Genomic DNA, 22,629 nt, shown 5'->3' on the forward strand with positions numbered 1-22,629 from the left:
CGGTAAGGCCGATACGTTGGGAAATCCCTCGATATCCTTGGCGTATGAATATTTCTCGTATTTGGTTTTCCGGCATCCGCACCCTCAACACACCTTCGCAACATCAGCCGCAAGGGTTATCCGTCGAGGAATACCTCACCGTTCTCTTTGAGACGCCTGCGTTGGAGCCTGGGTCCGTAAACGTCATGCTGGGTGAGAACGGGGCTGGAAAATCAACGATCATCGACATGATCAGGGCGTTGCGGTATCCGGAGGTTTTAGCGTCGCTTCCCCGGGAGAATCCTCCCATGCAGAGTTTTCCAACGTTTAGTGTCGAGTTCTCCAATGGCGAGCGCTGGAGTTATCTCTTCGCGTCAGGTGCAACTGACCATTCCAGTGAGGCTTTGCGTCATGTGCGTTGCAGGCAACTCTTGACTCCCCCTCGGATGTTAAGCGGCAGGTGGTATCAGTCATCTGCTCAGGGGAGAGGCTCGCTCCGGCAACTGACAGTGTTGGGTGAGCTCTATAAAGACGCTCCCTTCAGCCCGCTGCCGCGCTTTTTCAGTTGCGCCAATATTTGTTATCGAGGGGTGCCCCAACAGACAGAGATTTTTGATGCGGATTTTGTCCGGGAACTGAATAACATCCGTCAGTACCTCTGTGGCTTGGCGTTGGTCCCGCGAGCCGACGAAATGGGGCATGAGATGCTCAACGACATTTCATTTCACCTGAGTAAAGAGGGCGTCATCGGCGTCTGGCTCGATGATGACCATCGCATGTCCAATGAACTCCAGGGGCATTGGCTGCCGTCTGGCTGGAAGACCTTTGCCTGGATCGTGAGTTGGCTGAGGAAGTGCCCGGAAGGTGCCGTGTGTTTGATAGAAGAGCCTGAGATCCATCTGCACCCGACCCTGATGCGTTATTTGATGGAAACGCTGATCCAGGTTTCCCGTGAGCGATCACAGCAACTGTTTATCAGTACTCACTCTGCCTCACTCATCAATAGTGCGAGCAAGGAAGGGTTGAAGATTTTTCAGAGCTACGGCACTTACATTGACTGTAAGCCTGACCTGAGCGAGGTGCTCGATCGCATGGGATACATGGCGTCGGATATCTTGCAGGCAAACTGTGTGATTTGGGTCGAAGGACCTTCGGATCGCATTTATCTGAACCACTGGATTACTGGCATGTCGCCCGGGTTGCGTGAGGGCATTCACTATTCAATTATGTTTTACGGTGGGCGATTGCTCAGCCATCTCGCGGGCGATGAGGACGACGATGGCAACATCGAGGACTTGATAAGTCTGGTCAGGTTGAATCGTCACTCGGCCATTTTGCTCGACAGTGATAAAGACAGCCCCTTTAAAGAAATCAATGCAACGAAGCAGCGCATAGTCACAGCATTCAGTCATCACCCGGAGCGGTTTGTCTGGGTGACTGAGGGGCGTGAGGTGGAAAACTATTTGGATGCCCAGCAATTAGAGGCGACTGTCAGAGCCGTTCACCCTTCGGCTGTACGAACAGGTGGGGCGAGCATGTGGGCAAATCGGCTTCACTACAAAAAAGCGAATGCTCGCAAGAGCCAGTCCGCGAACAAGGTAAAGGTCGCATCCACTTATGTAGCTGCTTACCGACCTGACTATTCGCCGCTCGATTTGAACGCAAGGATTGAAAGCCTTTGTGAGTTCATCAAGCGTTGGAACATTGGGTGAATGAACTGCGGCTGAGTGCAGGCGGGCAGACGGTTCCTCCTGAAGCTGGCCCCAAACGAGAACTCTGGTAGGGCGACAGGTAGCAATTGCTCAACTTAATAGGAAGCATTACTATTCACGCCCCCGCCTTCCCAGTGCACCCGCGATGATTCCTCAGCCGCCCCGCAGAACAGGCTTTTTCGAGCATTACGAAGAGTTGATCGGAACCTGGACGCGCCGCCTGAGAAACCGTCAGCAGGCCGAAGACCTGGCCCACGACACCTTTGTGCGGGTGCTCGAGTCGCGTTCGACCGAGGTTGAGCAACCGCGTGCCTATCTGCATCAGACGGCGCGCAATATCGCCGTTGACGCCTACCGCCGCGAAGACCGTCGCGAGACGCTGGCGCTGGAAGCCCTAGAGCAGAGTTCGCCCCACAGCGGCGACCCGGAGCATTTCATGCACGCGATCCAGTTGGCGGACTCCATCGAGCGGGCCTTGGCCGAGTTGCCGCTCAACTGCCGCAAGATTTTCATTTGGCAGAAAATCGAGGGCCTCACCCAGCAGGAAATCGCCGTGCGCCTGGGCCTGTCCAAGAACATGGTGGAAAAGTATATGATCCGCACCCTGCGGCATCTGCGTGACCGCCTGGACGCGATCGCCCCATGAACCCAGCTCGCCCTGAAACAGGACCTTCCATGATGGATAGCCGTGCCCGCGACGAAGCCGCGCAATGGTTTGTACGCCTGCAAGACGGCCCGTTGAGCGGTGAAGAGCGCCAACGGTTTGATGCCTGGCGCGCGGAGCAGCCTGCGCATCAATATGAATTCGATGTGCTGCAAGGGCTGTGGAGCGCCACCGATTTGCTGCCCAAGGCCCGGTTGCAGGCCCTGTGCGAAGCGCCGGTCGAGCGCCCCAAACGCCGTGCCCTCCTGCGTTATGCGGTGGCCGCGAGTGTGGTGGCCGTCGCCCTCGGGCTGGGCCTGTTCAGCGGCCTGGATCATCCCAAACCCTACAGCGCCGAATTCAGCACGCGCCTGGGCGAGCATCGCCAGGTGGCGCTGCCCGACGGCTCAGTGATGGACCTCAACAGCCGCAGCGTGGTCGCCGTGCACTATGAAAAAGGCCGGCGCGGTGTGGAGCTCAAACAGGGCGAAGCGATGTTCAGCGTTGAACATGACACCAGCCGCCCATTCGTCGTGGCGGCCGGGGCAGGGCAGGTGACGGTCACCGGCACGCGGTTTGACGTGCGCCGGGATGACGACCAGACCCGCGTGGTGGTGGAGGCCGGTACGGTCAAGGTACAGGGGCGTTCTGCGGACCAGAGCGTGACGCTGACGGCAGGCCGGGGCACGCATATCGATGCACAAGGGCAAGTCGCCGCAGCGTACGCCGTAAATGCCGATGAGCTGACCGCCTGGCGTACGGGCAAGCTGGTGTTCAACAACGCCAGCCTCGGTGAGGTGGCACGGGAAGTGTCGCGCTATCGCGAGCAGCCATTGCGGGTCAGCACGGCCGCGGTGAGTAACCTGCGTTTGACCAGCGTGTTCAAGTCCAGCGACACCGACGCCTTGCTCAAAGCCCTGCCGCACATCCTGCCGGTGGCCTTGCGCACCTTGCCGGATGGCAGCCAGGAAATTATTTCACGCTGACATTCAGGTTTTTTCCGAGTTCTTCGTCTTCTCCTGCAACTGCAACTGGTTTGCATTAACAGCCGCACACTCTTGCGATCACAGGACTAGGTTCGACGTGAAAAAACTCGCCGTGAAAAACAATAAAGTCTCCCGCTGGGCGCCCCTGGCCCTTGCATTGGCCGTCAGTGCCGCGTTGCCCGAAGCCTATGCCGATGACGGGATTCACATCCGCGCCCAACCCCTGGGCGCAGCGCTGAGCCAACTGGGCCAGCAAACCTCCCTGCAAGTGTTCTTCAGCCCCGACATGGTCGCCGGCAAGCAAGCGCCTGCGGTCGACGGCAACCTCTCGCCTGAACAAGCCTTGCGCCAATTGCTGCAAGGCAGCGGTCTGGACTACCAGATCGATGCGGGCTCCGTGACCCTGCGCCCGCTGAGCAGCGGCACCGGTGAAGCCGGCTCGCCCCTGGAGCTGGGCGTCACCGACATCAAGGTGGTCGGCGACTGGCTGGGTGATGCCAACGCCGAAGTGGTGCAGAACCACCCGGGCGCCCGTACCGTGATCCGTCGCGAGGCGATGGTGGAGCAGGGCGCGATGAACGTCGGCGACGTGTTGCGTCGTGTACCGGGTGTGCAGGTGCAAGAGTCCAACGGCACCGGCGGCAGCGACATTTCCCTCAACGTCGGTGTGCGTGGCCTGACGTCGCGCCTGTCGCCACGTTCCACCGTGCTGATTGACGGCGTGCCGGCCGCGTTTGCCCCCTATGGCCAGCCGCAACTGTCGATGGCGCCGATCTCTGCCGGCAACCTGGACAGCATCGACGTGGTGCGTGGCGCCGGTTCCGTGCGTTATGGGCCGCAAAACGTCGGTGGCGTGATCAACTTCGTGACCCGTGCGATTCCCGAGAAATTCTCCGGCGACGTCGGCACCACCCTGGAAACTTCGGCCCACGGCGGCTGGAAGCACATCGAAAATGCCTTCGTTGGCGGCACGGCCGATAACGGTATTGGCGCGGCGTTGCTCTACTCCGGTGTGAAGGGCAACGGTTATCGCAGCAGCAACAACTCCAACGACATCGACGACGTGATCTTCAAGACCCACTGGGCGCCGACCGATCAAGACGATTTCTCGCTCAACTTCCACTACTACGACGCCAGCGCCGACATGCCCGGCGGCCTGACCCAGAAGCAGTTCGACGCCAACCCGTACCAATCGGTGCGTGACTGGGACAACTTCAGTGGCCGCCGCAAAGACATGTCCTTCAAGTACATCCGCCAGATCGACGACCGTACCCAGGCCGAAGTGCTGACCTACTACTCCGACAGCTTCCGTGGCAGCAACATCGCCAACCGCGACCTGAAAACCATCGGCTCCTACCCGCGCACCTACTACACCTTCGGCATCGAGCCGCGTGTGTCCCATGTGTTCGACGTGGGCCCGAGCACCCAGGAAGTCAGCCTCGGTTATCGCTACCTCAAGGAGGGCATGCACGAGCAGGCCAGCAGCCTGAACCTGGTCAACAATGTGCCGACCCCGGGCGGCCAGAGCGATGGCCATGTCTACCAGGACCGCACCGGTGGCACCGAAGCCAACGCGTTCTATATCGATAACAAAGTCGATATCGGCAAGTGGACCATCACCCCGGGCATTCGCTTCGAAGACATCCGTACCGAATGGCATGACCGCCCGGTGGTGGCCCTGAACGGCACGCGCACCCAGGAAAAACGCCGCGAAGTTCACAACAACGAACCGCTGCCGGCCCTGAGCGTGATGTACCACGTCTCCGATGCCTGGAAACTGTTCGCCAACTATGAAACCTCGTTTGGCAGCCTGCAGTACTTCCAGCTGGGGCAGGGCGGCACCGGCGACCAGACCGCCAACGGCCTGAACCCGGAGAAAGCCAAGACCTACGAGATCGGCACGCGCTACAACGACAGCGTCTGGGGCGGCGAAGTGACGCTGTTCTACATCGACTTCTCGGATGAACTGCAATACGTCAGCAACGACGTGGGCTGGACCAACCTGGGCGCCACCAAGCACCAGGGGATCGAGACCTCGGCCCACTATGACCTGTCGAACCTCGACCCTCGCCTGGACGGCCTCACCGCCAGCGCCGGTTTCACCTACACCAAGGCCACCTCCGAGGGCGACGTACCGTTCAAGGGCCGCGACCTGCCGCTGTACTCCCGTGAAGTGGCAACCCTGGGCCTGCGTTATGACGTGAATCACTGGACCCACAACCTGGATGTGTTTGCCCAGTCCGCCCAACGTGCGCCAGGCACCGGCACCACCTACATCACCCAGGGCACTGCCGATGGCCAGTACGGTGATATCCCGGGTTATGTCTCGGTCAACGTGCGCAGTGGGTACGACTTCGGTGCGCAACTGTCGAACCTGAAACTGGGCGTCGGTGTGAAAAACGTCTTCGACCAGCAGCACTACACCCGTTCCAGCGACAACAACGCCGGGTTGTACCTGGGCCAGCCGCGCACGTTCTTTGTGCAGGCCAGCGTCGGGTTCTGATCCGTCATCGACGTGAACAATCGCAGCCCTCGGGGCTGCGATTTTTTTTGCGTGTCTTTTGGCCTTGGAACGGTTTATGACGAAATGCCACAGAGGTCACATCCACCGGCTTGATGCTGCCGGCTGTCTTTCAGACTCAGAGTCAGGTCCAACCGATGACTGCTACCTCGTTTCAATCCTCGCAGAGGATCTGTCGTGAGCCTTTGTGCGGGGTCGGTGCAGCAGACACGCCCACGGCCAAGGGAGATGTCGCCCTGCCGGCGCCCCTGGTGCTGCCCAGTGAACATGCTGCCCAGGCCCGTCGAATGAAAGCCTTTGTCGGGCAGCGCAAATTCCAGGCCCCGGTCGCAGATGACTTCTCCCGGGGCATGCTGCCCACCGGGCAACCTTGCACGTCTCGCAGCAAACCGCCGAAACCCGCAGGTTTTGCGTTGGCAACGCTGATCAGTGGCTTGGCGGCCTGGTGGCGTGGACACCGGTGGGGTTAACCCCACGGCCCGATTTTTTACATATTGAAATTGGTATTCGTGCGTTATCCGGAACTGTCGGGTTTAGCCAACCACATACATTGCAGCTCGACCCACGGGACCGATTTCCTGATCCCAGCCATTTCGATGGCGCTCATCGGGTCAGTACGCATAAGAGAAAAGTTGGAGAAACCGCATGACTATCGAGGGTTCACTGCCTCACGTTTGGCCAGCCGTCCTGGGCGGTTCGGTGCCAAGACCTGCCGAGCCTCCCCCCACGGCCCCAGTTGGCAGTTGGAACGACGCAGCCGGGGCCACCTGGGTTCAAGACCTTGCCGGGGATAGCGCACCTCGCAAGCCAGCGCTGTTGCGCACAGCCTTGTCGACTCGACACCTGCGTGCGCTGCAGAACCCTGCGGTCGCGCGGGCGAACTGTTCGCAACCTGGAGCCCTCTCGACGGACAAGCAATTGGCCGCCACGTTGGAAAAAGGCTATGACATGTTGCATCCGTTTCTGAAAGACGGGCGCTTGACCCGGTCTTCGCTGCAGCAGGTTGCCGCCCTGAGCCTGGGTGACAACGATGCGTTGGATCGGGTGATCCAGGTCGCCAGGGAGATTCTCCAGCGCCCACGGTTGAGCGATGCAATCTTGAGCAGCGAGGGCGATATCACCCGCGACAGCCTTCGGGCCGCTACCGCGTTGCAAGGTAACAGCTCTCCAAGCGTGTACAGCCAGGATCCCTTCCATGCCCAAGGGAATGCCCAGGTGGTCCAGGCGTTTCAAGGTTTGTTCGAGCAGTTGAGAGACAAGACCAAGGATCGCACCTATTTTTTCGAGCCCCACCAGTTCGTCGAAATTGTCACGCTCAAGGCAGTGATGCAAGACCCTTACGACGTCGATCCACAAGGCGAGGCCGTGCTGGAACCGTCGACTGGCATGCCCCGGCCGAAATACAGCGAGCTGTGTGTCTATACCGCAAAGAACATCATCGAACGCCCGGGCCTGTTGCGTTCGCTGGAGCGCGCCAATGGCGCCCGGCTGTTCGGCCCGCCTTACCAGGAAGGCTGGCTGAGCAACAAGAGCCTCGATCGCTGGCTGGAGCAGGATGAGGCTCACAAAACGAAGTGACGGGGTTAGACCTTGAGGATCTTGCCACTGATAGCCACCGCCGCCAGCAGTGTGGCGATCAGTACGAAGGCCGTGCTCAGGCTGCTGCCATGGGCGATAAAACCGATCACGGCGGGGCCGGCCAGAATGCCGGCATACCCCAGGGTGGTGATGGCCGGCACCGCGATATGTTCCGGCATGACCTTTTGTTTGCCCACCGCGGTGTACAGCACCGGCACGATGTTGGAGCAACCGGCGCCCACCAGTGCATACCCCAGCAACGCGGTTTGCCAGGCGGGGGACAGCGTGGCCAATAGCATGCCGGCAGTGGCGAGTGCGCCGCCGATCATGATCACGCGGGTGGCACCCAGCTTGCGCACAATGGCGTCACCTGTCAGGCGACCGGCCGTCATGGTCAAGGCGAAAGCGGCATAGCCCAGGCCAGCGTAGGCTTCGTCAAGGCCGCGCTCGGCGCTGAGGAACACCGCGCTCCAGTCAAGCACCGCACCTTCAGCCAGAAACACGATAAAACACAGGCAGCCGATAAACAGCACGACACCATGGGGGATCGCAAAGGCGGGCCCTGAACTTTCACTGCCATAGGGCAGCAGGTGCGGCCCGGCCTTGAGCAAGGCTGCGGCCATCACGGCGATCACCACGAGGGTTGCCTGCAACGGCGAAAGGCCCAGCCCCAACAGCCCGGCCACGCCGGCTGCACCGACGATGCCGCCCAGGCTGAACAACCCATGGAAGCCCGACATCATGGTCTTGCCGCTGGCGCGTTCAACGATCACCGCTTGCAGGTTGACCGTGGAATCCACGGTGCCCAGGCCTGCGCCAAACAGGAACAGCGCGGCTATCAGCAAGGGAATCGAACTGACGGTTGCCAGCATCGGCAGCGCCACGCAGATCAGGATCGTCCCAGCGGTCAACACGCGTCGGCAGCCATAGCGCGACGCCAGGGCGCCTGCCACGGGCATGGCGATAATCGACCCCACGCCCAGGCACAGCAACAACAGGCCCAGGGTGCCCTCATTGAGTTGCGCGCGTGCCTTGGCATAAGGCACCAGTGGCGCCCACGCGGCGATACCGAAACCTGCAATAAAGAAAGCGATGCGGGTCGACATTTGTTCCAGCCGCCCGGGAACCACGGGCGCTGGGGTGGGGATGGCAGTCATGAAGAATCCTTGGTTTTGCGTTCAAAGAACGATGTCCGGCGCGATATCCTTGCACATCAGGCCGCATCGAGCGAGCCGGGTTCCATGGGAAAGCGGATTGGCGCGGCGGTCTTGAATTTTATTTTTACAAACATGGAACCTGAGGCGGCCTGCCGGCCACACAGGCTTTGTCAGATGTGGTCTGGACGGTGTGTAATCCTCGTGAGGGCTGATGAACCCCAGAGCTTTTACGCGAGTTGCTACCCTCCAGATCACCTCTGAATTGAACTCGGCAGGTGGTTTCCCACACAATCGCGTGGCTCTTTTTTCTTGGACAGCCTGCGACTGCTGGGGTGAATCACGCTATGACCCACTTCTACGATGCCCGCGGCAATATTTATGGCGTGGTCAGCCCGGCCCTATTAAGACGCCAGGGCATCAATCTTCCTGACAGCGCCGCCGAGGCTGCGAATACCCGTAAGGCTTGGGCGTCTTCAGCCATCGCCGCCGAGTGTGGCTGGGGCTCCTTGCCACACCCTGCGGATGCCAAGGCCCATCGATGCGACGGGCTATTGGTCGGGCCGTTCCAGGCCGAGGCACCGTTCGATGTGCTGATCGTCAACACCGATGGCTCCCTCGCCGAGCGCAGCGGCAATGGCCTGACCATCTTCGCCCAGGCCCTGACCGACCAAGGCTTGCTGAGCCAGGGGGGCGAGTTGCGGGTGCATCACGACAAATCTGATGCGCAATCGCCGGTCAGCACCCGGGTGGAGCCTGCTTTCTACGAGGACGTGGCGGGGTTCTGGCTGGCACTGGGTTTGCCTGAGTTCGGGCCGCAGGCGGTCGGCGCCCGTGACGTGGACAGCGTGAAAGCAGCGAACCGTGAATTCAGCCAGGTGGCCTCACTGACGGCGCTTGAGCCGCAATGGTCGTGCAGCCAGTTCGTGCGTGTGGGCAACCCGCATTGCGTCACGTTGGTCGAAGACCCTGCGCTGCTGCCGGATAATGCCCGCATGCATCAACCTGCGCTGTTCGAACCCTTGAAAGCCATTGCATTCGCGCCACCGGTGGGCGGTGGTGTCCCGTGTGCAGCGGGTGTCAATTTGCAGTGGGCTGCCCGTGGGCAGGGCAATCAAGTGCTGGCGCGGGTGTTCGAACGCGGGGAGGGGCCCACGGCATCTTCGGGAACCAGCGCCAGCGCCGTGGCCTGCGCGGCGTGGCGAGCAGGCTGGGTGGGCGGTGGCGAAGTCGCGGTGGTGATGCCGGGTGGCACAGCCCCCGTGCGCTTGTTGACACAGGGCGACACCTTGCTGAGCGTCAGCCTGTTTGGCACGGCGCGGCCACAAACCTGAAGCAGCATCCAGGCTCGTTATAAAAACGTCACCTGCGCTGGCTGCCGCTTCATCAGCACTTTGCCATGGCGGATCGAATACAGCGCCAGGCCCTGGCTGCGGATCACCTCGTAGTCGCTGTCTGCCGACAGGATCAGCAGGTTCGCCGGGCGCCCCGGCTCTAGGCCGTAGCGGTCGCCCAAGGCCATGGCCTTTGCGCTGTTGTCGGTGACCAGGTCCAGCGCGCTTTGCAGGTTGCGATAACCGAGCATGTGGCAGATGTGCAAACCGGCTTCTAGCACGCGCAGGATGTTGCCGTTGCCCAGCGGGTACCACGGGTCGACGATGGAGTCCTGGCCGAAGCAGACGTTCATGCCCGCTTCCAGCAGTTCGTTGACGCGGGTGACGCCCCGGCGTTTCGGGAAACTGTCGAAGCGGCCCTGCAGGTGGATGCTTTCGGTGGGACAGGAGACAAAACTGATGCCCGAATGCCCCAGCAGGCGGAACAGCTTGGCGCAGTAGGCATTGTCGTAGGAGCCCATGGCGGTCGTATGGCTGGCGGTGACGCGCGCGCCCATGCCACGGCTGCGGGCCTCTTCGGCGAGCACTTCGAGAAAGCGTGAGTGCGGGTCGTCGGTTTCGTCGCAGTGCACGTCCACCAGGCAACCGGTGCGTTCGGCCAGGTCCATCAGAAACTTGACCGAGCTAACGCCCTGGTCGCGGGTGTATTCGAAATGCGGAATGCCACCGACCACATCGGCGCCCAGGCGAATGGCTTCTTCCATCAGTTCGCGGCCATTGCGGTAGGACTCGATGCCCTCCTGGGGGAACGCGACAATTTGCAGGTCGATCAGGTGCGCGCTTTCTTCGCGCACGTCCAGCATCGCTTTAAGCGCGGTGAGGTCTGGGTCGGTGACGTCGACGTGGGTGCGTACATGCTGGATACCGTGGGCCGCCAGGGCCTCGATGGTTTTCTTGGCGCGGGCCTTGGTGTCTGCCTGGGTGATGGTGGCTTTGCGCTCGCCCCAGCACTCGATGCCTTCGAACAGCGTGCCGCTCATGTTCCAGCGCGGCTCGCCGGCCGTGAGGGTGGCATCGAGGTGGATGTGAGGCTCGACAAAGGGCGGGATCACCAGGTTGCCGGCAGCGTCCAGGTCGTCGTCCGCCAGTACGGGCGCCGTGGTTTGCGCGGTGATGCTGGCGATCCGGCCATGTTCCAGGTGCAGATCATGCAGGCCTTCACGGTTGCGCAGGCGGGCGTTGATGATGTGCATGGGCAAGTTCCTCTTGGGCAAAAAGCAATCAGGCGTTCAGTCTGGGTCAGTCGAACAGTGTCTGGGTGGTCTCGCCGCGATGAAAGGCGAACGCGGCTTCCAGGTCACTTTCGATGGTGCGTCCACGGGAAAGCGGCGGCAGGTCATCCAGGCTGAAAAAGCCCACTTCGGTGGTTTCGAACCCGGCCATGGGCGCCAATTGATCGACACGTTCACACAAAAAGTACAGCTTGTAGAAATCCCGCACATCCGGGCGATACATGCCCTTGGCCTTGTGGGTGACGCTGTACAGCGCCTGCGCCGTGACGGTCAACCCGGCCTCTTCGCGGATCTCCTTGACGATGTTTTCCGCCGCCGACAGGCCAATATCGGCATAGCCGCCCGGCAGTGCCCAGCAGCCATCGGTCAATTCGCGCACCAGCAGTATTCGGTCGCCCTCGATCACCGCGCCCCGCACGTCGATCATCGGCGTGGAATAGCGCTTGGCAAAGTCCGGCACCAACCCGGTGATGCGCTCCAGCGGCACGTTGCCCAATTGCGCCAGCATGCTGTGGGCAATCTCGGCGATTTCCTCCAGGCGCTCGCGCTCAAAATCGTCAGTGCAAAAATGCAGCCCCGTGGAGGCCAACGCCTGCAAGCGTTTGGCCTGGGCCAGCCAGGTGTTTTCCATGGACGCTCCTAAAGGGGTTTGCGCATGTACACCCGGTGCAGGCCGTGTGCTTCGGCCCGATGGGTCTCGACATAACCTCGACGGGTGTACAGCGCAATGTTTTCAGTCATTGCCACGTTGGTGTAGAGCTGGATGGCCGTGTAGCCCGCGTCGCGCGCCTGTTGTTCGGCAAAGTCCATGAGTTGGCGCCCCAACCCCAGGCCCTGGGCTTGCGGGGCGACGGCCAGGTTGTCCAGCAACAGCGCGTCGGGAGCATCCAGCAGGATAATGAAGCCCTGTATCTGCCCGGCATTGTCCAGCACGTGTACGCCTCCCGCCGCGACAAGCGCCTGATAGTTTTCCAGCATAGGACCGGGTTGGCGGCCGATACGCGTGATGTAAGGCGAGTAGGCGGCCTCAACGATGGCTTCGATGGCGGCCACATCATGGGCGTTGGCAGGGCGCATCATGACAGCGTGCTCCGAGTGGGCTGGAGGTCATGACTGTACGGGAGCCGGACATAAAAAAACCACCCGCAGGTGGTTTTTCAGCAGTCGGAGGCTTACTCGCCGCGATAGATGCAACCACTGGTGCAGGTCTCGTGGATGCGGATCGCACTGAGTTCCGGCAGCAGGGGCTTGAGCTCATTCCAGATCCACTTGGCCAGCACTTCGCTGGTGGGGTTTTCCAGGCCGGGAATGTCGTTGAGGTAGTTGTGGTCGAGGCGTTCGTAGAGCGGCTTGAAAATCGCCTTGATCTCCGAGAAGTCGCGAATCCAGCCGGTATGGGGATCCAGGTCACCGCTCAGGTGGATCGCCACCTTGAACGAATGCCCATGCAGGCGCCCGCATTTGTGGCCTTCCGGTACGTGGGGCAGGCGGTGGGCGGACTCGAAGGTAAACTCTTTGAAGATTTCCACAGTATTTTCAGCTCGGTCAGGTATCTGGCAGGCGGCGAGTTTAACAGCTTGATCCCACACCGCGCATACCGTCCCTCCGTAGGCGCCGTGTTTATTCAGGTATCCCGCGTGAACGCCCATCGCCGGCAAGCCGGGCTCCTACAGGGGCTGGAGTCGTTCGCCCAATTGGTTGTTGTCCGCTAATTCCAGAAACTCATCCCCCAAGCGCCGGCTCTCGCTCATCGCGGTTTGCCAGTACTTGTTACGGCTCGGGTCATCGCCCATGAAACGCTTGAAGTCGCTGCGGTCCGGCAGTTTGCCGTGGGGCAGGCGGGCCAGGTAATCCTTGGACGGAGCGAGTAGCAACACATCCTGCAAACCCTGTTGATTGCTGCGCCGCCACGGTAGGCCTTTGTCGAACCAGCCGGGGATGACCCGGTCGGTAAAGTGCGGGTACAGCACGATGTCGTCGCCGTGGTAGGGCAGGTCGAGGTGGTAGTCCAGCAGGCCGCCGTCGCGGTAGGTGCCTGCGCCCGCGCCCGGCAGGTCGCGCACGCCTTGCATCACCATGGGGATCGAACCCGAGGCCAGCAGCGCCTGGCGCAGGTTACCCAATTCCAGGTCGAGGAAGCGCGACGGGAAATCCTGCAACGGATGCACTGGTGGTGCCTGGCGCGGGTCGTGGATGATCAGCCGTTCGAAATGCCGCGACAGCCGCGCGCGGCCCCGCAGGTTGTCGGCGATCACTGACGACAGGCCCAACCCGAGGCGGCCACGGTGGTCATCGGCGAGCAGCCCGTGGCTTTTGACCACCATGATGTTCAGGCGATAGTCGGGGTTGTCTAGCACCCGCGCATCACGGCCGGCGAGCAAGTCGTCGAGCATGCGCTGGCAACTGCGGCTGACTTCGGCCATGGTCACGCCTTTGGCGAAGCTTTGTTCGTTGTACAGGCGGCCGAGGTCGAGCAGACCTTGCACCGGGTCGGGCAAGCAGGCGCTGGCAAACCGCCAGGAGCCGATGGACGCGCCGATCAACGCGCGCTCGCGCGGCATGCGTGGCAGCCAGTCGCCGAACAGCGCCAGGTCCAGGCCCTGGATACCCAAGGCCTTGGGGCCGCCGGCCGCACCGGGTAGGATGCCGACATCGGCCGGTTTGAGGCCTTGCTCACGAATGCGCGTAAAGGCGCGTTTGCCGGCCTTGAGGGTCAATGCGGGAAACTTGATGTGGATGGCAGTCATACCAGTCTCAATTGAAGCGAGCGGATCAGTATAAGAAATCTCGCACAACAGTTGGGGAAATGGACTATCGGCAATTGCCATGGTGGCAATTCAGTTTCAGTTAAGTTGCGACGGCTAACGTGGCGACGTCAAGGAACAACAGGATGGGTAATGAAGGTATATCGACGCACGGGCGGTCGAGTGGCGCTGGTGTTACTGCTGATCAGCTCAGGCCTGGCGGCCCATGACCTCGGGCAGGACGAAGCGTTGCGCCTGCGCCAAAAGGGGGTCATCGCGCCCCTGGAAGATTTGTTGGGGCCGGCGTTCGAGCGCTACCCTGGGTCCAAGTTGCTGGACGCCGAGCTGGAAGAACACGACGACCGGCCGGTGCGCTATATCTATGAAATCGAACTGTTGACCGCCGACGGCGTGGTGCGTGAAATCGAGCTGAATGCCAGCACCGGCGAGCTGCTCAAAGATAAGGAAGACGACTGATGCGCCTGCTCCTGGTGGAAGACAACGTGCCTCTGGCCGATGAACTGCTGGCCGGCCTGCAGCGCCAGGGCTATGCCGTCGACTGGCTGGCCGATGGTCGCGACGCGGTCTATCAAGGCCGCAGTGAACCCTACGACCTGATCATCCTCGACCTCGGCTTGCCCGGCCTGCCAGGGCTTGAGGTGCTGGCGCAATGGCGCATCGCCGCCTTGGCCACGCCGGTGTTGATTCTTACCGCCCGGGACTCCTGGGCCGAACGCATCGAAGGGCTCAAGGCCGGCGCTGACGATTACCTGAGCAAGCCATTTCACCCCGAAGAACTCTACCTGCGTATCCAGGCGCTGTTGCGCCGCTCCCATGGCCGGGCCAACCAGCCCACCTTGCAGGCGGCCGGGTTGCACCTGGATGAGGGTCGTCAATGCGTGTTGCGTGATGGCGAGGAGATCCAGCTGACCGCCGCTGAATTTCGCCTGCTGCGCTATTTCATGCTGCATCCCGAACAAATCCTGTCGAAAAGCCACCTGGCCGAGCACCTGTATGACGGCGAGACCGAGCGCGATTCCAACGTGCTGGAAGTCCACGTCAACCACTTGCGCCGCAAGCTGGGCCGCAGCGTGATCGAAACCCGGCGTGGCCAGGGTTATCTGTTTGGCGCCAGCCCCGCATGAGGTCGATTCAACGGCGCCTCAGCCTGGGGTTGATCAGTGTGATGGTGGTCGTCGGCGTGGTGCTGGCGCAAACCAGCCTGTGGCTGTTCGAAGCGGGGTTGCAGCGCTACCTGGAAGCAGGGTTGCGCAACGACGCCGAGAACCTGCTGGTGGCGCTGGTGCGTGGGGCAGGCGGTGTGCAGTTGGATGAGCAGCGCTTGTCGCCGGCCTACCAACGGCCGTTTTCCGGGCATTACTTTCGCATTGATTTTGCCGATACCCACTGGCGCTCCCGTTCGCTATGGGACCAGGAACTGCCCCGCCTGCCCGAGACCGGGCTCAAAGGCAACCTGCAATTGGGGCCGGAAGGCCAGCAACTGCTGGTGCTGCGCGCGGACTATAAGCGCTATGGCCAGTTGATCTCGATCAGCGTGGCGCAGGACTACACGCCCGTGCGGGAGAGCTTCCGCCTGATGCGTCGGGTCGGCCTGATCCTCGGCCTGGCCGCGCTGTTGCTGGTGCTGGTCTTGCAGCGGGTTACCGTGCGCCGTGCGTTGCGCCCGCTGGAAACCGCGCGTGAACAGATCGCCCAATTGCAACAAGGCCAGCGCTCGCAACTCGACACCCAGGTGCCGCTGGAGCTGGAACCGTTGGTGGCACAGATCAACCACCTGTTGGCCCACACCGAAGACAGCCTCAAGCGCTCGCGCAATGCCCTGGGCAACCTGGGCCATGCCCTGAAAACCCCGCTCGCCGTGTTGTTGAGTGCAGCCTCAAGCGAGGCCCTCAAGGACCACCCCGAACTGAGCAAACTGTTGCGCGATCAACTGGAACAGGTGCAACAGCGCCTCAACCGCGAACTCAATCGCGCGCGCCTGGCCGGTGAAACCCTGCCAGGCGCGTTGTTCGACTGCGAAAAAGAACTGCCCGTATTGCTGGCCACGTTGACCATGATCCACGGCGAGCACCTGGACCTGAGCTACCACGTGCCCCCTGGGCTGCAACTGCCCTGGGACCGTGAGGATCTGCTGGAACTGCTGGGTAACCTGCTGGACAACGCCTGCAAATGGGCAGATGCGGACGTGCGCCTGACGATCAGCGAAACGCCGCAGCACTACTTAGTGGCCGTTGAAGACGATGGCCCCGGCATTCCCGAAACCCAGCGCGACCAGGTGCTCAGCCGAGGCGCACGCCTGGACGAGCAGATCGACGGCCACGGTTTGGGCTTGGGGATCGTGCGCGATATCGTCGAAGTGTGGGGCGGGGTGCTCCAACTGCAAGAAAGCGAACTGGGCGGCTTGAAGGCCCTGATCGAACTCCCCAAACGACAAAATTGACACGCCACCGATTAACAATGTGGGAGCTGGCTTGCCTGCGATGGCATCACAGAGGTGTGACTGACACACCGGGTTGCCTGCATCGCGGGCAAGCCCGCTCCCACATTGGATCGCCACCCCATTCGAGGGCAATCCGTTACACCCGGAATTGATCCATCAGCCCTTGCTGCTGATTCGCCAGGCTGTTCAGCGCCTGGCTCACCCGCGCCGATTCATTGGCCTGTTCCGACAACGACTCGGTCACATCCCGGATCGTCGCCACGTTGCTGTTGATCTCCTCGGCCACCGCGCTCTGCTCTTCAGCGGCGCTGGCGATCTGCAGGTTCATGTCGCTGATCACCGTCACCGCATCGCCGATCTGGCGCAGGGCGGTCACGGCCTGGCCGACCTGCTCGACGCTGCCCTGGGCCTGGCGATAGCTGTTGCCCATGGCGCCCACCACGTCTTCGGTGCCGCTTTGCAGTTGCTCAATCACCAGGCGGGTTTCTTCCACCGACTCCTGGGTGCGGCGCGCCAGGTTGCGCACCTCATCGGCCACCACGGCAAAACCGCGACCGGCCTCACCGGCACGCGCCGCTTCGATGGCGGCGTTGAGAGCCAGCAGGTTGGTCTGCTCGGCGATGCCGCGAATCACTTCCAGCACCGAACCGATTTTCTCGCTGTTGGCTGCCAAGCCTTCGACCTGGGCCATGGCCGTGCTCATGTCGGCGGCCAGGTTGCCAATGTTGGTGGTGGTGCGGTCGATCACGGTCAGGCCTTCACGGGTCGATTGGTCGGCATCGCGCGCGGCCTGGGCTGCCTGGGCGGCGCTGCGGGCGACGTCCTGGGCGGTGGCGCTCATTTCGTGGGAGGCGGTGGCCACTTGATCGACCTGGCGATATTGCTGCTCCATGCCAGCACTGGTTTCAGTGGCAATGGCCGCCGATTGGTCAGCGGTGCCACGGGCGTCCTGCACCGAACGCTTCACCTCGGCAATGATCGGTTGCAGCTTGTCGAGGAAACGGTTGAACCAGCCGGCCAACTGCCCCAGTTCGTCCTTTTTGTCGTAGGCCAGGCGGCGGGTGAGGTCGCCTTCGCCGCTGGCGATGTCTTCGAGCATGCTGGCCACGCCGAGGATCGGCCGGGTCACGCTGCGCGCCATCAGCCACACCAGGATCAGGCCAAGCACGGCCGCGAACAGGCCCAGGCTCAGCTCCAGCAGGGTGCCCTTGGCATTGTCGGCATCCAGTTGGGTTTTCAGCGCTTCGGCCGGGGCCACCAGGACTTTCTCCGGCACATCCAGCAACACGCCCCATGCCTTGCCGTCCGGGATCGGCGCGAACGGCGCCAGCACTTTGAGCTGATGGTCGGTGCGCAGGCTGCGGATCTGGTTGCTGCTGGCCAGGGCGCTGATCAATTGCGCACCGCTGGCGGTGTCGACCGTGTCCAGGCGCTGGCTGAGCTTGCTGGCGTCCGGGCTGTAGCCGGCGAGCACGCCAGTGGGGCTCAGGATGCTGACTTGAGTCTGGCCGTCATACAGCTTCTGGCTCGCCTGTTGGCTCACGGCCTGCAGGCTGTTCAGGTTGATGTCCACCGACAGCGAAGCGATGACTTTGCCGTTGACCATCAGCGGGAACACGATGCTGGTCATCAGCACGTTCTGCCCGTTGATCACATAAAAGTACGGCTCGATCACACAGGGCTTGAGCGTGGTGCGCGGGCAGGTGAACCAGGCGTTGGCCTTTTCACCGCTGGGGCCGACGCGGGTGTCGGCCATGTCGCTTTCCGGCAGCGCCATCGACTCCAGTTTGCCGGGCGTGGGCTGCGACCAGTACAGGGCGAAGCGGCCCTTGTCGTTACTGCCCAGCTCTGCCTGGTTGGCGAACAGCTCGTCCTTGCCATCCAGGGCGTTGGCTTCGAACACCAGGGACAAGCCGAGCAAGTCGGGGTTGGCCTGCAGGGCCGACTTGACCTGGCGGGTCAGGTCTTCGCGGGTGTCGAACGCATCCAGGAAGCGTTTTTCGGCCTGTTCACGCAAAAACAGCACTTGGCGGGAAAACCCGTGGCCGTATTGGTAAGCGTCCATGAACTGACGGCGAATGCCCAGTCCCTGGGCTTCACCCTGGGCTTCGATGCGCGCCTGGGCGGCTTGATCGAGCATCTGCATGCTGGACGCCTTGACCTGCTCCGAGCTCTGCTCCATGCGATACAACGACAAACCCACCAGCAGGGTCACGATCCCCAGCAGGCACAGGCCGGCGAGCAGGGTGATTTTCCATTGAATGGAAAGCTGTCTGAGAGACATCGAGGCGCATCCTTAACCTGAAAACACAGAGAGTCTCTGTATCGGCCGCGTTTTTCGGTTCTTTATTATTTAAACGTTCAATTTAAACCCAAAAGCGGCGCCGTTTTTTGACATGCGGCCGCGCCTGCTGCAAAGTGCGCGCCCTCTAATAAGACCTCCTTCAAGCCTGCACGCTGGCAGCCACCCGATGGCCGCCTGGGCGCGGGCCTGCCTGTTTTTTATGTTTCTGCTTGAGGTAACCATGATTAACGCAGTCATTGCCGCGGTCGGCACCATGCTGGTGCTCAGCTTGTCCCGCGTGCATGTGGTCATCGCCATCATCGTCGGCGCCCTGGTGGGCGGCCTCACTGGCGGCTTGGGCATCGAGGCCACGCTCAAGGCCTTCAACGGCGGGTTGGGCGGCGGCGCCACTGTGGCATTGTCCTACGCCTTGCTCGGTGCGTTCGCCGTGGCCATTGCCAAATCCGGCCTGGCCCACGCCCTGGCCGACAAGGCGCTGATGCTGGTGGACCGCCAGGAAGCTACGGGTGGCAGTCACGTCAAATGGCTGTTGATCGGCCTGCTCTGGGTGGTGGCGATCGCCTCGCAGAACATCCTGCCGATCCATATCGCGTTTATCCCGTTGCTGGTGCCGCCGCTGCTGTACGTGCTGACCAAGCTGCAACTGGACCGCCGCCTCATTGCCTGTGTGATGACCTTCGGCCTGATCACCCCGTACATGTTCCTGCCGGTGGGCTTCGGCAATATCTTCCTCAACCAGATCCTGCTGGCCAACGTGGCCAAGAGCGGGGTGGACATCAGCCAGGTCAACGTCACCCACGCCATGGGGTTGCCGGCGTTGGGCATGGTGGTCGGCCTGCTGGTGGCGGTGTTCGTCAGCTATCGCAAGAAACGCGTGTATGACCTGGAGAAAATCGAGCGGGTTGAGCAAGTGGCCGTGCAGTACAACCCACTGACCCTGCTGGTGGCCGGCCTGGCGATTGCCTCAGCGTTCATCATTCAGCTGTGGCTGGACTCGATGATCATTGGCGCCCTGGCCGGTTTCCTGATCTTCTCGGTGTCGGGCATCGTGCGCTGGCGCGAGACCGACGACCTGTTCACCGAAGGCATGAAGATGATGGCCATGATCGGCTTCATCATGATCGCCTCCTCAGGCTTCGCCGAAGTGCTCAAGGCCACGGGCGACGTGCGCTCGCTGGTGGAAACCTCGGCGGCGTTCATCGGCCACAGCCGTGGCGTCGGCGCCTTGCTGATGTTGCTGGTTGGGTTGCTGGTAACCATGGGTATTGGGTCGTCGTTCTCCACGGTGCCGATCCTTGCCGCGATTTTTGTGCCGCTTTGCGTGCAGCTGGGTTTCAGCCCGCTGGCCATTGTGTGCATCGTCGGTACGGCCGGCGCGTTGGGCGATGCGGGGTCGCCGGCGTCGGACTCCACTCTGGGCCCGACCTCCGGTTTGAACATTGACGGCCAGCACCATCACATCTGGGACACCGTGGTGCCTACGTTTTTGCACTACAACATTCCGCTGTTGGCATTTGGGTGGTTGGCGGCGATGACGCTTTGATTGGGCACTGAGTACATATCCATTGTTTGGGTAACGGCTAACCCGGCGTCCTGCCGGGTTACCCACGGATTCAAACCTGCGTTCGGCCAGCGTGTTAAACGGGGCGCCTAAGATCAAAATCAAAAGCAGACACGGCGGCCTTAGAGCCGACCGCATTCCCCTGTAGGAGCCGGCTTGCCGGCGATGCAGGCACCTCGGTGAAACAGGTGCACCGCGTGGATGCCATCGCAGGCAAGCCAGCTCCCACAGGGTGTCGCGTTCTGTCTGATTTTTTGCTTTATCGTTAACGACCATCGCCGGCAAGCCGGCTCCTACAGTGGACCCCGTTTGCCTTTGCCTTTGCTCTACACCACTCAAGCCGGCTGTCAGGCCGCTGTGCTCTTGCTTTTGATTTTGATCTGAAGCGGCCCCCCAAATCACTGTCGGATTACGGGCACACCGAGCCTAGGCGAGGTGCCGAGTGTTGGGGCAAGAGCCCTTTTGGTTACTTTTGGCTGGGCCGGCATTCCGGGCTCTTTTCCAAAAGTGACCCGCTGTAAGAGCGGAACCAATACAAGCCATCACCAAAAAATGGATATGTACCCAGCCTCCAACCCCAACCCCCTACAGATATCCACCCACTGGCCGTTAACCTCTCATAGTCGCCACTAATAAGAGAGAAAAGCCATGCGTCTGAGCCTCAAGGCCAAAGTCCTGTCCCTGGCTATCGTGCCGGTGTTGCTGTTTGCCGTGGTCATCAGCCTGACCACCGTGTGGATTCTCCAGGGCCAGGCGCGCAATGAGGTGGAAGAAACCCGCCAGCGCCTGCTCAACGACGCCAAGGCCACCCTGCAAAGTTATGTCGAGGTGGCGATGACCACCATCAAGCCGCTCTACGACGCCGCCGCCCCAGGCGACACCGCCGCGCGGGCGCAGGTGGTCAAGCTCTTGTCGAATACCAGCTACGGCAAGGACGGCTACTTCTTCGGCTACGACTCCGAGACCATCCGCCTGTTCAAGGGCAACAGCCCCGACGGCGTCGGCAAGAGCTTCAAGGACAACCGCGACCCCAACGGCGTCTACGTCAACCGCGACCTGGTCAAGGTCGGCAAGGACGGCACCCACTACCTGCAATACAGCTCGACCCAGCCCGGGCAGACCGAACTGGTGCCCAAGCTCGGTTACACCGAATACCTGCCCAAGTGGGACATGGTGATCGGTACGTCGGTAAACCTCGACGGCATCGAAGCCCAGGTGGCGGTGGTCGAGGCCAAGGTTGAGAAGCGCATGGAAGGCGTGTTGCTGAGCATCCTCGGCGTGGCCGTGGTAGTGCTGCTGGTGATTGCCGCCGTGGGTATGGTGGTGGCCAACACCATTTTGCGTCCGCTGAACCTGATGAAAGCCAACCTCGACGACATCGCCGCTGGCGAAGGCGACCTGACCCGTCGCCTGGCCATTACCAGCCAGGATGAGTTGGGTGACCTGGCCGGCGCGTTCAACCGCTTTGTCGACAAGATCCACGGCCTGGTGCGCCAGATCACCGAGATGACCTCGCAACTCACCGGCCTGGTGAGCCAGGTGTCCGACCAGGCCCAGCGCTCCGAGCAGGCCATGGAGCGCCAGCGCCACGAGACCGACCAGGTCGCCACCGCGATCAACCAGATGTCGTCGGCCGCCCACGAAGTGGCGCGCAGTGCCCAGGGCGCTGCCGTGGCCGCGCAACAGACCGATGCCGAAGGCCAGGCCGCCAAGCGCGTGGTGGATGGCAGCATCGCGCAGATCCATGCGCTGGTGAGCGACATCCGCAGCAGCGGCGTGTCCCTCGACAGCCTGCAGCAGGACGTGTCGTCGATCGTCAGCGTGCTGGGGGTGATCCGCTCGATTGCCGAGCAGACCAACCTGCTGGCGCTCAACGCTGCCATTGAAGCCGCGCGGGCAGGGGAGGCCGGGCGCGGGTTTGCGGTGGTGGCCGACGAAGTGCGCGCGCTGGCCAGCCGCACCCAGACCAGCACCCAGGAAATCCAGGGCATGATCGACCGCCTGCAAAAAGGCACCGAGGCGGCGGTGGACGCTATGCGCCGCTCCAGCGATGCCGGTGACGGTACCTCGGCCCAGGCCAACGAAGCCGGGGCGTCCCTGGACACCATGGCGCAGCTGATCGGCACCATCAATTCGATGAACGCACAGATCGCCAGCGCCGCCGAGGAGCAGACCGCCGTGGCCGAAGAGATCAACCGCAGCGTGCACCAGATTGCCGTGGCGGTGGACAGCGTGGCCGATGAGACTCAGTTGGGCGCCCAGACCTCCCGCAGCCTGGCCGATCTTGGCCAGCGTCTGGGGCAGTTGGTGGGGCAGTTCCGCATCTGATCAACCATAGCTTTGGCGTATGTTGGCCTAA

17 protein-coding genes and 2 pseudogenes are annotated in these 22,629 nt (G+C 61.8%); 11 read left to right on the forward strand and 8 right to left on the reverse strand.

The window, feature by feature from the left end; translation table 11 throughout:
- Positions 1-44 precede the first annotated feature (44 nt).
- From AC07OV_RS19820 to AC07OV_RS19840, 5 genes are all read left to right on the forward strand, one after another.
- Positions 45-1,691 carry an ATP-dependent nuclease gene (locus tag AC07OV_RS19820; RefSeq protein ID WP_494997032.1) on the forward strand — a complete coding sequence of 549 codons (1,647 nt, stop codon included), beginning with the start codon at positions 45-47 and terminating at the stop codon, positions 1,689-1,691.
- Positions 1,692-1,836: 145 nt separating this feature from the next.
- Positions 1,837-2,337, forward strand: a complete 501-nt coding sequence (locus tag AC07OV_RS19825) for a sigma-70 family RNA polymerase sigma factor (protein WP_176999320.1) — start codon at positions 1,837-1,839, stop codon at positions 2,335-2,337.
- A 32-nt stretch (positions 2,338-2,369) separates the two neighbouring features.
- The gene (locus AC07OV_RS19830; RefSeq protein WP_494997033.1) at positions 2,370-3,320 is read left to right on the forward strand and encodes a FecR family protein; all 951 of its coding nucleotides are present in this window, start codon (positions 2,370-2,372) and stop codon (positions 3,318-3,320) included.
- Positions 3,321-3,417: 97 nt separating this feature from the next.
- On the forward strand, positions 3,418-5,823 hold the full coding sequence (locus AC07OV_RS19835; RefSeq protein ID WP_494997034.1) for a TonB-dependent siderophore receptor: 2,406 nt from the start codon (positions 3,418-3,420) through the stop codon (positions 5,821-5,823).
- A 966-nt stretch (positions 5,824-6,789) separates the two neighbouring features.
- Positions 6,790-7,419, forward strand: coding sequence for a type III secretion effector protein (locus AC07OV_RS19840; protein WP_256349917.1), 630 nt, complete (start codon positions 6,790-6,792; stop codon positions 7,417-7,419).
- A gap of 5 nt (positions 7,420-7,424) precedes the next feature.
- Here AC07OV_RS19840 and AC07OV_RS19845 read toward each other — a convergent pair whose 3' ends face one another.
- On the reverse strand, positions 7,425-8,576 hold the full coding sequence (locus AC07OV_RS19845) for an MFS transporter (protein WP_495092825.1): 1,152 nt from the start codon (positions 8,574-8,576) through the stop codon (positions 7,425-7,427).
- Between the two features lie 344 nt (positions 8,577-8,920).
- On the opposite strand from AC07OV_RS19845, the gene AC07OV_RS19850 reads away from it, so the two are divergent.
- The gene (locus AC07OV_RS19850) at positions 8,921-9,907 is read left to right on the forward strand and encodes a diaminopimelate epimerase (protein ID WP_495092826.1); all 987 of its coding nucleotides are present in this window, start codon (positions 8,921-8,923) and stop codon (positions 9,905-9,907) included.
- Positions 9,908-9,924: 17 nt separating this feature from the next.
- Here the strand turns inward: AC07OV_RS19850 and codA are convergent, their stop codons facing one another.
- The 5 genes from codA to AC07OV_RS19875 all read right to left on the reverse strand — a co-directional run bounded on the left by codA (position 9,925) and on the right by AC07OV_RS19875 (position 13,946).
- A complete protein-coding gene (gene codA, locus AC07OV_RS19855) occupies positions 9,925-11,160 on the reverse strand; it encodes a cytosine deaminase (protein WP_495092827.1) in 1,236 nt (411 codons plus the stop codon).
- 46 nt (positions 11,161-11,206) lie between these two features.
- The gene (locus AC07OV_RS19860; protein ID WP_176999314.1) at positions 11,207-11,830 is read right to left on the reverse strand and encodes an NUDIX hydrolase; all 624 of its coding nucleotides are present in this window, start codon (positions 11,828-11,830) and stop codon (positions 11,207-11,209) included.
- Positions 11,831-11,838: 8 nt separating this feature from the next.
- Positions 11,839-12,279 (reverse strand): GNAT family N-acetyltransferase, encoded by a 441-nt coding sequence (locus AC07OV_RS19865; RefSeq protein WP_176999313.1) that lies wholly within the window; start codon positions 12,277-12,279, stop codon positions 11,839-11,841.
- A gap of 92 nt (positions 12,280-12,371) precedes the next feature.
- Positions 12,372-12,728 (reverse strand): 6-carboxytetrahydropterin synthase QueD, encoded by a 357-nt coding sequence (gene queD, locus AC07OV_RS19870; protein WP_003190259.1) that lies wholly within the window; start codon positions 12,726-12,728, stop codon positions 12,372-12,374.
- 138 nt (positions 12,729-12,866) lie between these two features.
- Positions 12,867-13,946, reverse strand: a complete 1,080-nt coding sequence (locus AC07OV_RS19875) for a patatin-like phospholipase domain-containing protein (RefSeq protein ID WP_176999312.1) — start codon at positions 13,944-13,946, stop codon at positions 12,867-12,869.
- A gap of 150 nt (positions 13,947-14,096) precedes the next feature.
- On the opposite strand from AC07OV_RS19875, the gene AC07OV_RS19880 reads away from it, so the two are divergent.
- Genes AC07OV_RS19880 through AC07OV_RS19890 form a run of 3 tightly spaced genes read left to right on the forward strand, consistent with a single transcriptional unit; the run spans position 14,097 to position 16,404 of the window.
- Entirely contained in the window at positions 14,097-14,420 is a 324-nt protein-coding gene (locus AC07OV_RS19880) for a PepSY domain-containing protein (protein ID WP_176999311.1), read from the forward strand.
- On the forward strand, positions 14,420-15,088 hold the full coding sequence (locus AC07OV_RS19885; RefSeq protein WP_494997038.1) for a response regulator transcription factor: 669 nt from the start codon (positions 14,420-14,422) through the stop codon (positions 15,086-15,088). Before AC07OV_RS19880 ends, AC07OV_RS19885 begins: the two co-directional genes overlap by 1 nt.
- The gene (locus tag AC07OV_RS19890) at positions 15,085-16,404 is read left to right on the forward strand and encodes a sensor histidine kinase (protein ID WP_494997039.1); all 1,320 of its coding nucleotides are present in this window, start codon (positions 15,085-15,087) and stop codon (positions 16,402-16,404) included. Before AC07OV_RS19885 ends, AC07OV_RS19890 begins: the two co-directional genes overlap by 4 nt.
- Before the next feature lie 136 nt (positions 16,405-16,540).
- On the opposite strand, the pseudogene AC07OV_RS19895 reads toward AC07OV_RS19890, so the two are convergent.
- Both AC07OV_RS19895 and AC07OV_RS19900 read right to left on the reverse strand, forming a co-directional pair.
- Positions 16,541-17,050 (reverse strand): annotated as a pseudogene (locus tag AC07OV_RS19895) (methyl-accepting chemotaxis protein); the annotation flags it as partial.
- A 348-nt stretch (positions 17,051-17,398) separates the two neighbouring features.
- Positions 17,399-18,688 (reverse strand): annotated as a pseudogene (locus AC07OV_RS19900) (methyl-accepting chemotaxis protein); the annotation flags it as partial.
- Between the two features lie 244 nt (positions 18,689-18,932).
- On the opposite strand from AC07OV_RS19900, the gene AC07OV_RS19905 reads away from it, so the two are divergent.
- Together AC07OV_RS19905 and ctpM are read left to right on the forward strand one after the other, a co-directional pair.
- Positions 18,933-20,252 carry a Na+/H+ antiporter family protein gene (locus AC07OV_RS19905; protein ID WP_164487975.1) on the forward strand — a complete coding sequence of 440 codons (1,320 nt, stop codon included), beginning with the start codon at positions 18,933-18,935 and terminating at the stop codon, positions 20,250-20,252.
- Positions 20,253-20,918: 666 nt separating this feature from the next.
- Positions 20,919-22,598, forward strand: a complete 1,680-nt coding sequence (gene ctpM / locus AC07OV_RS19910) for a methyl-accepting chemotaxis protein CtpM (protein ID WP_494998874.1) — start codon at positions 20,919-20,921, stop codon at positions 22,596-22,598.
- Positions 22,599-22,629: the final 31 nt, after the last annotated feature.

The organism is Pseudomonas sp. GW821-FHT09A09 (assembly GCF_059418405.1).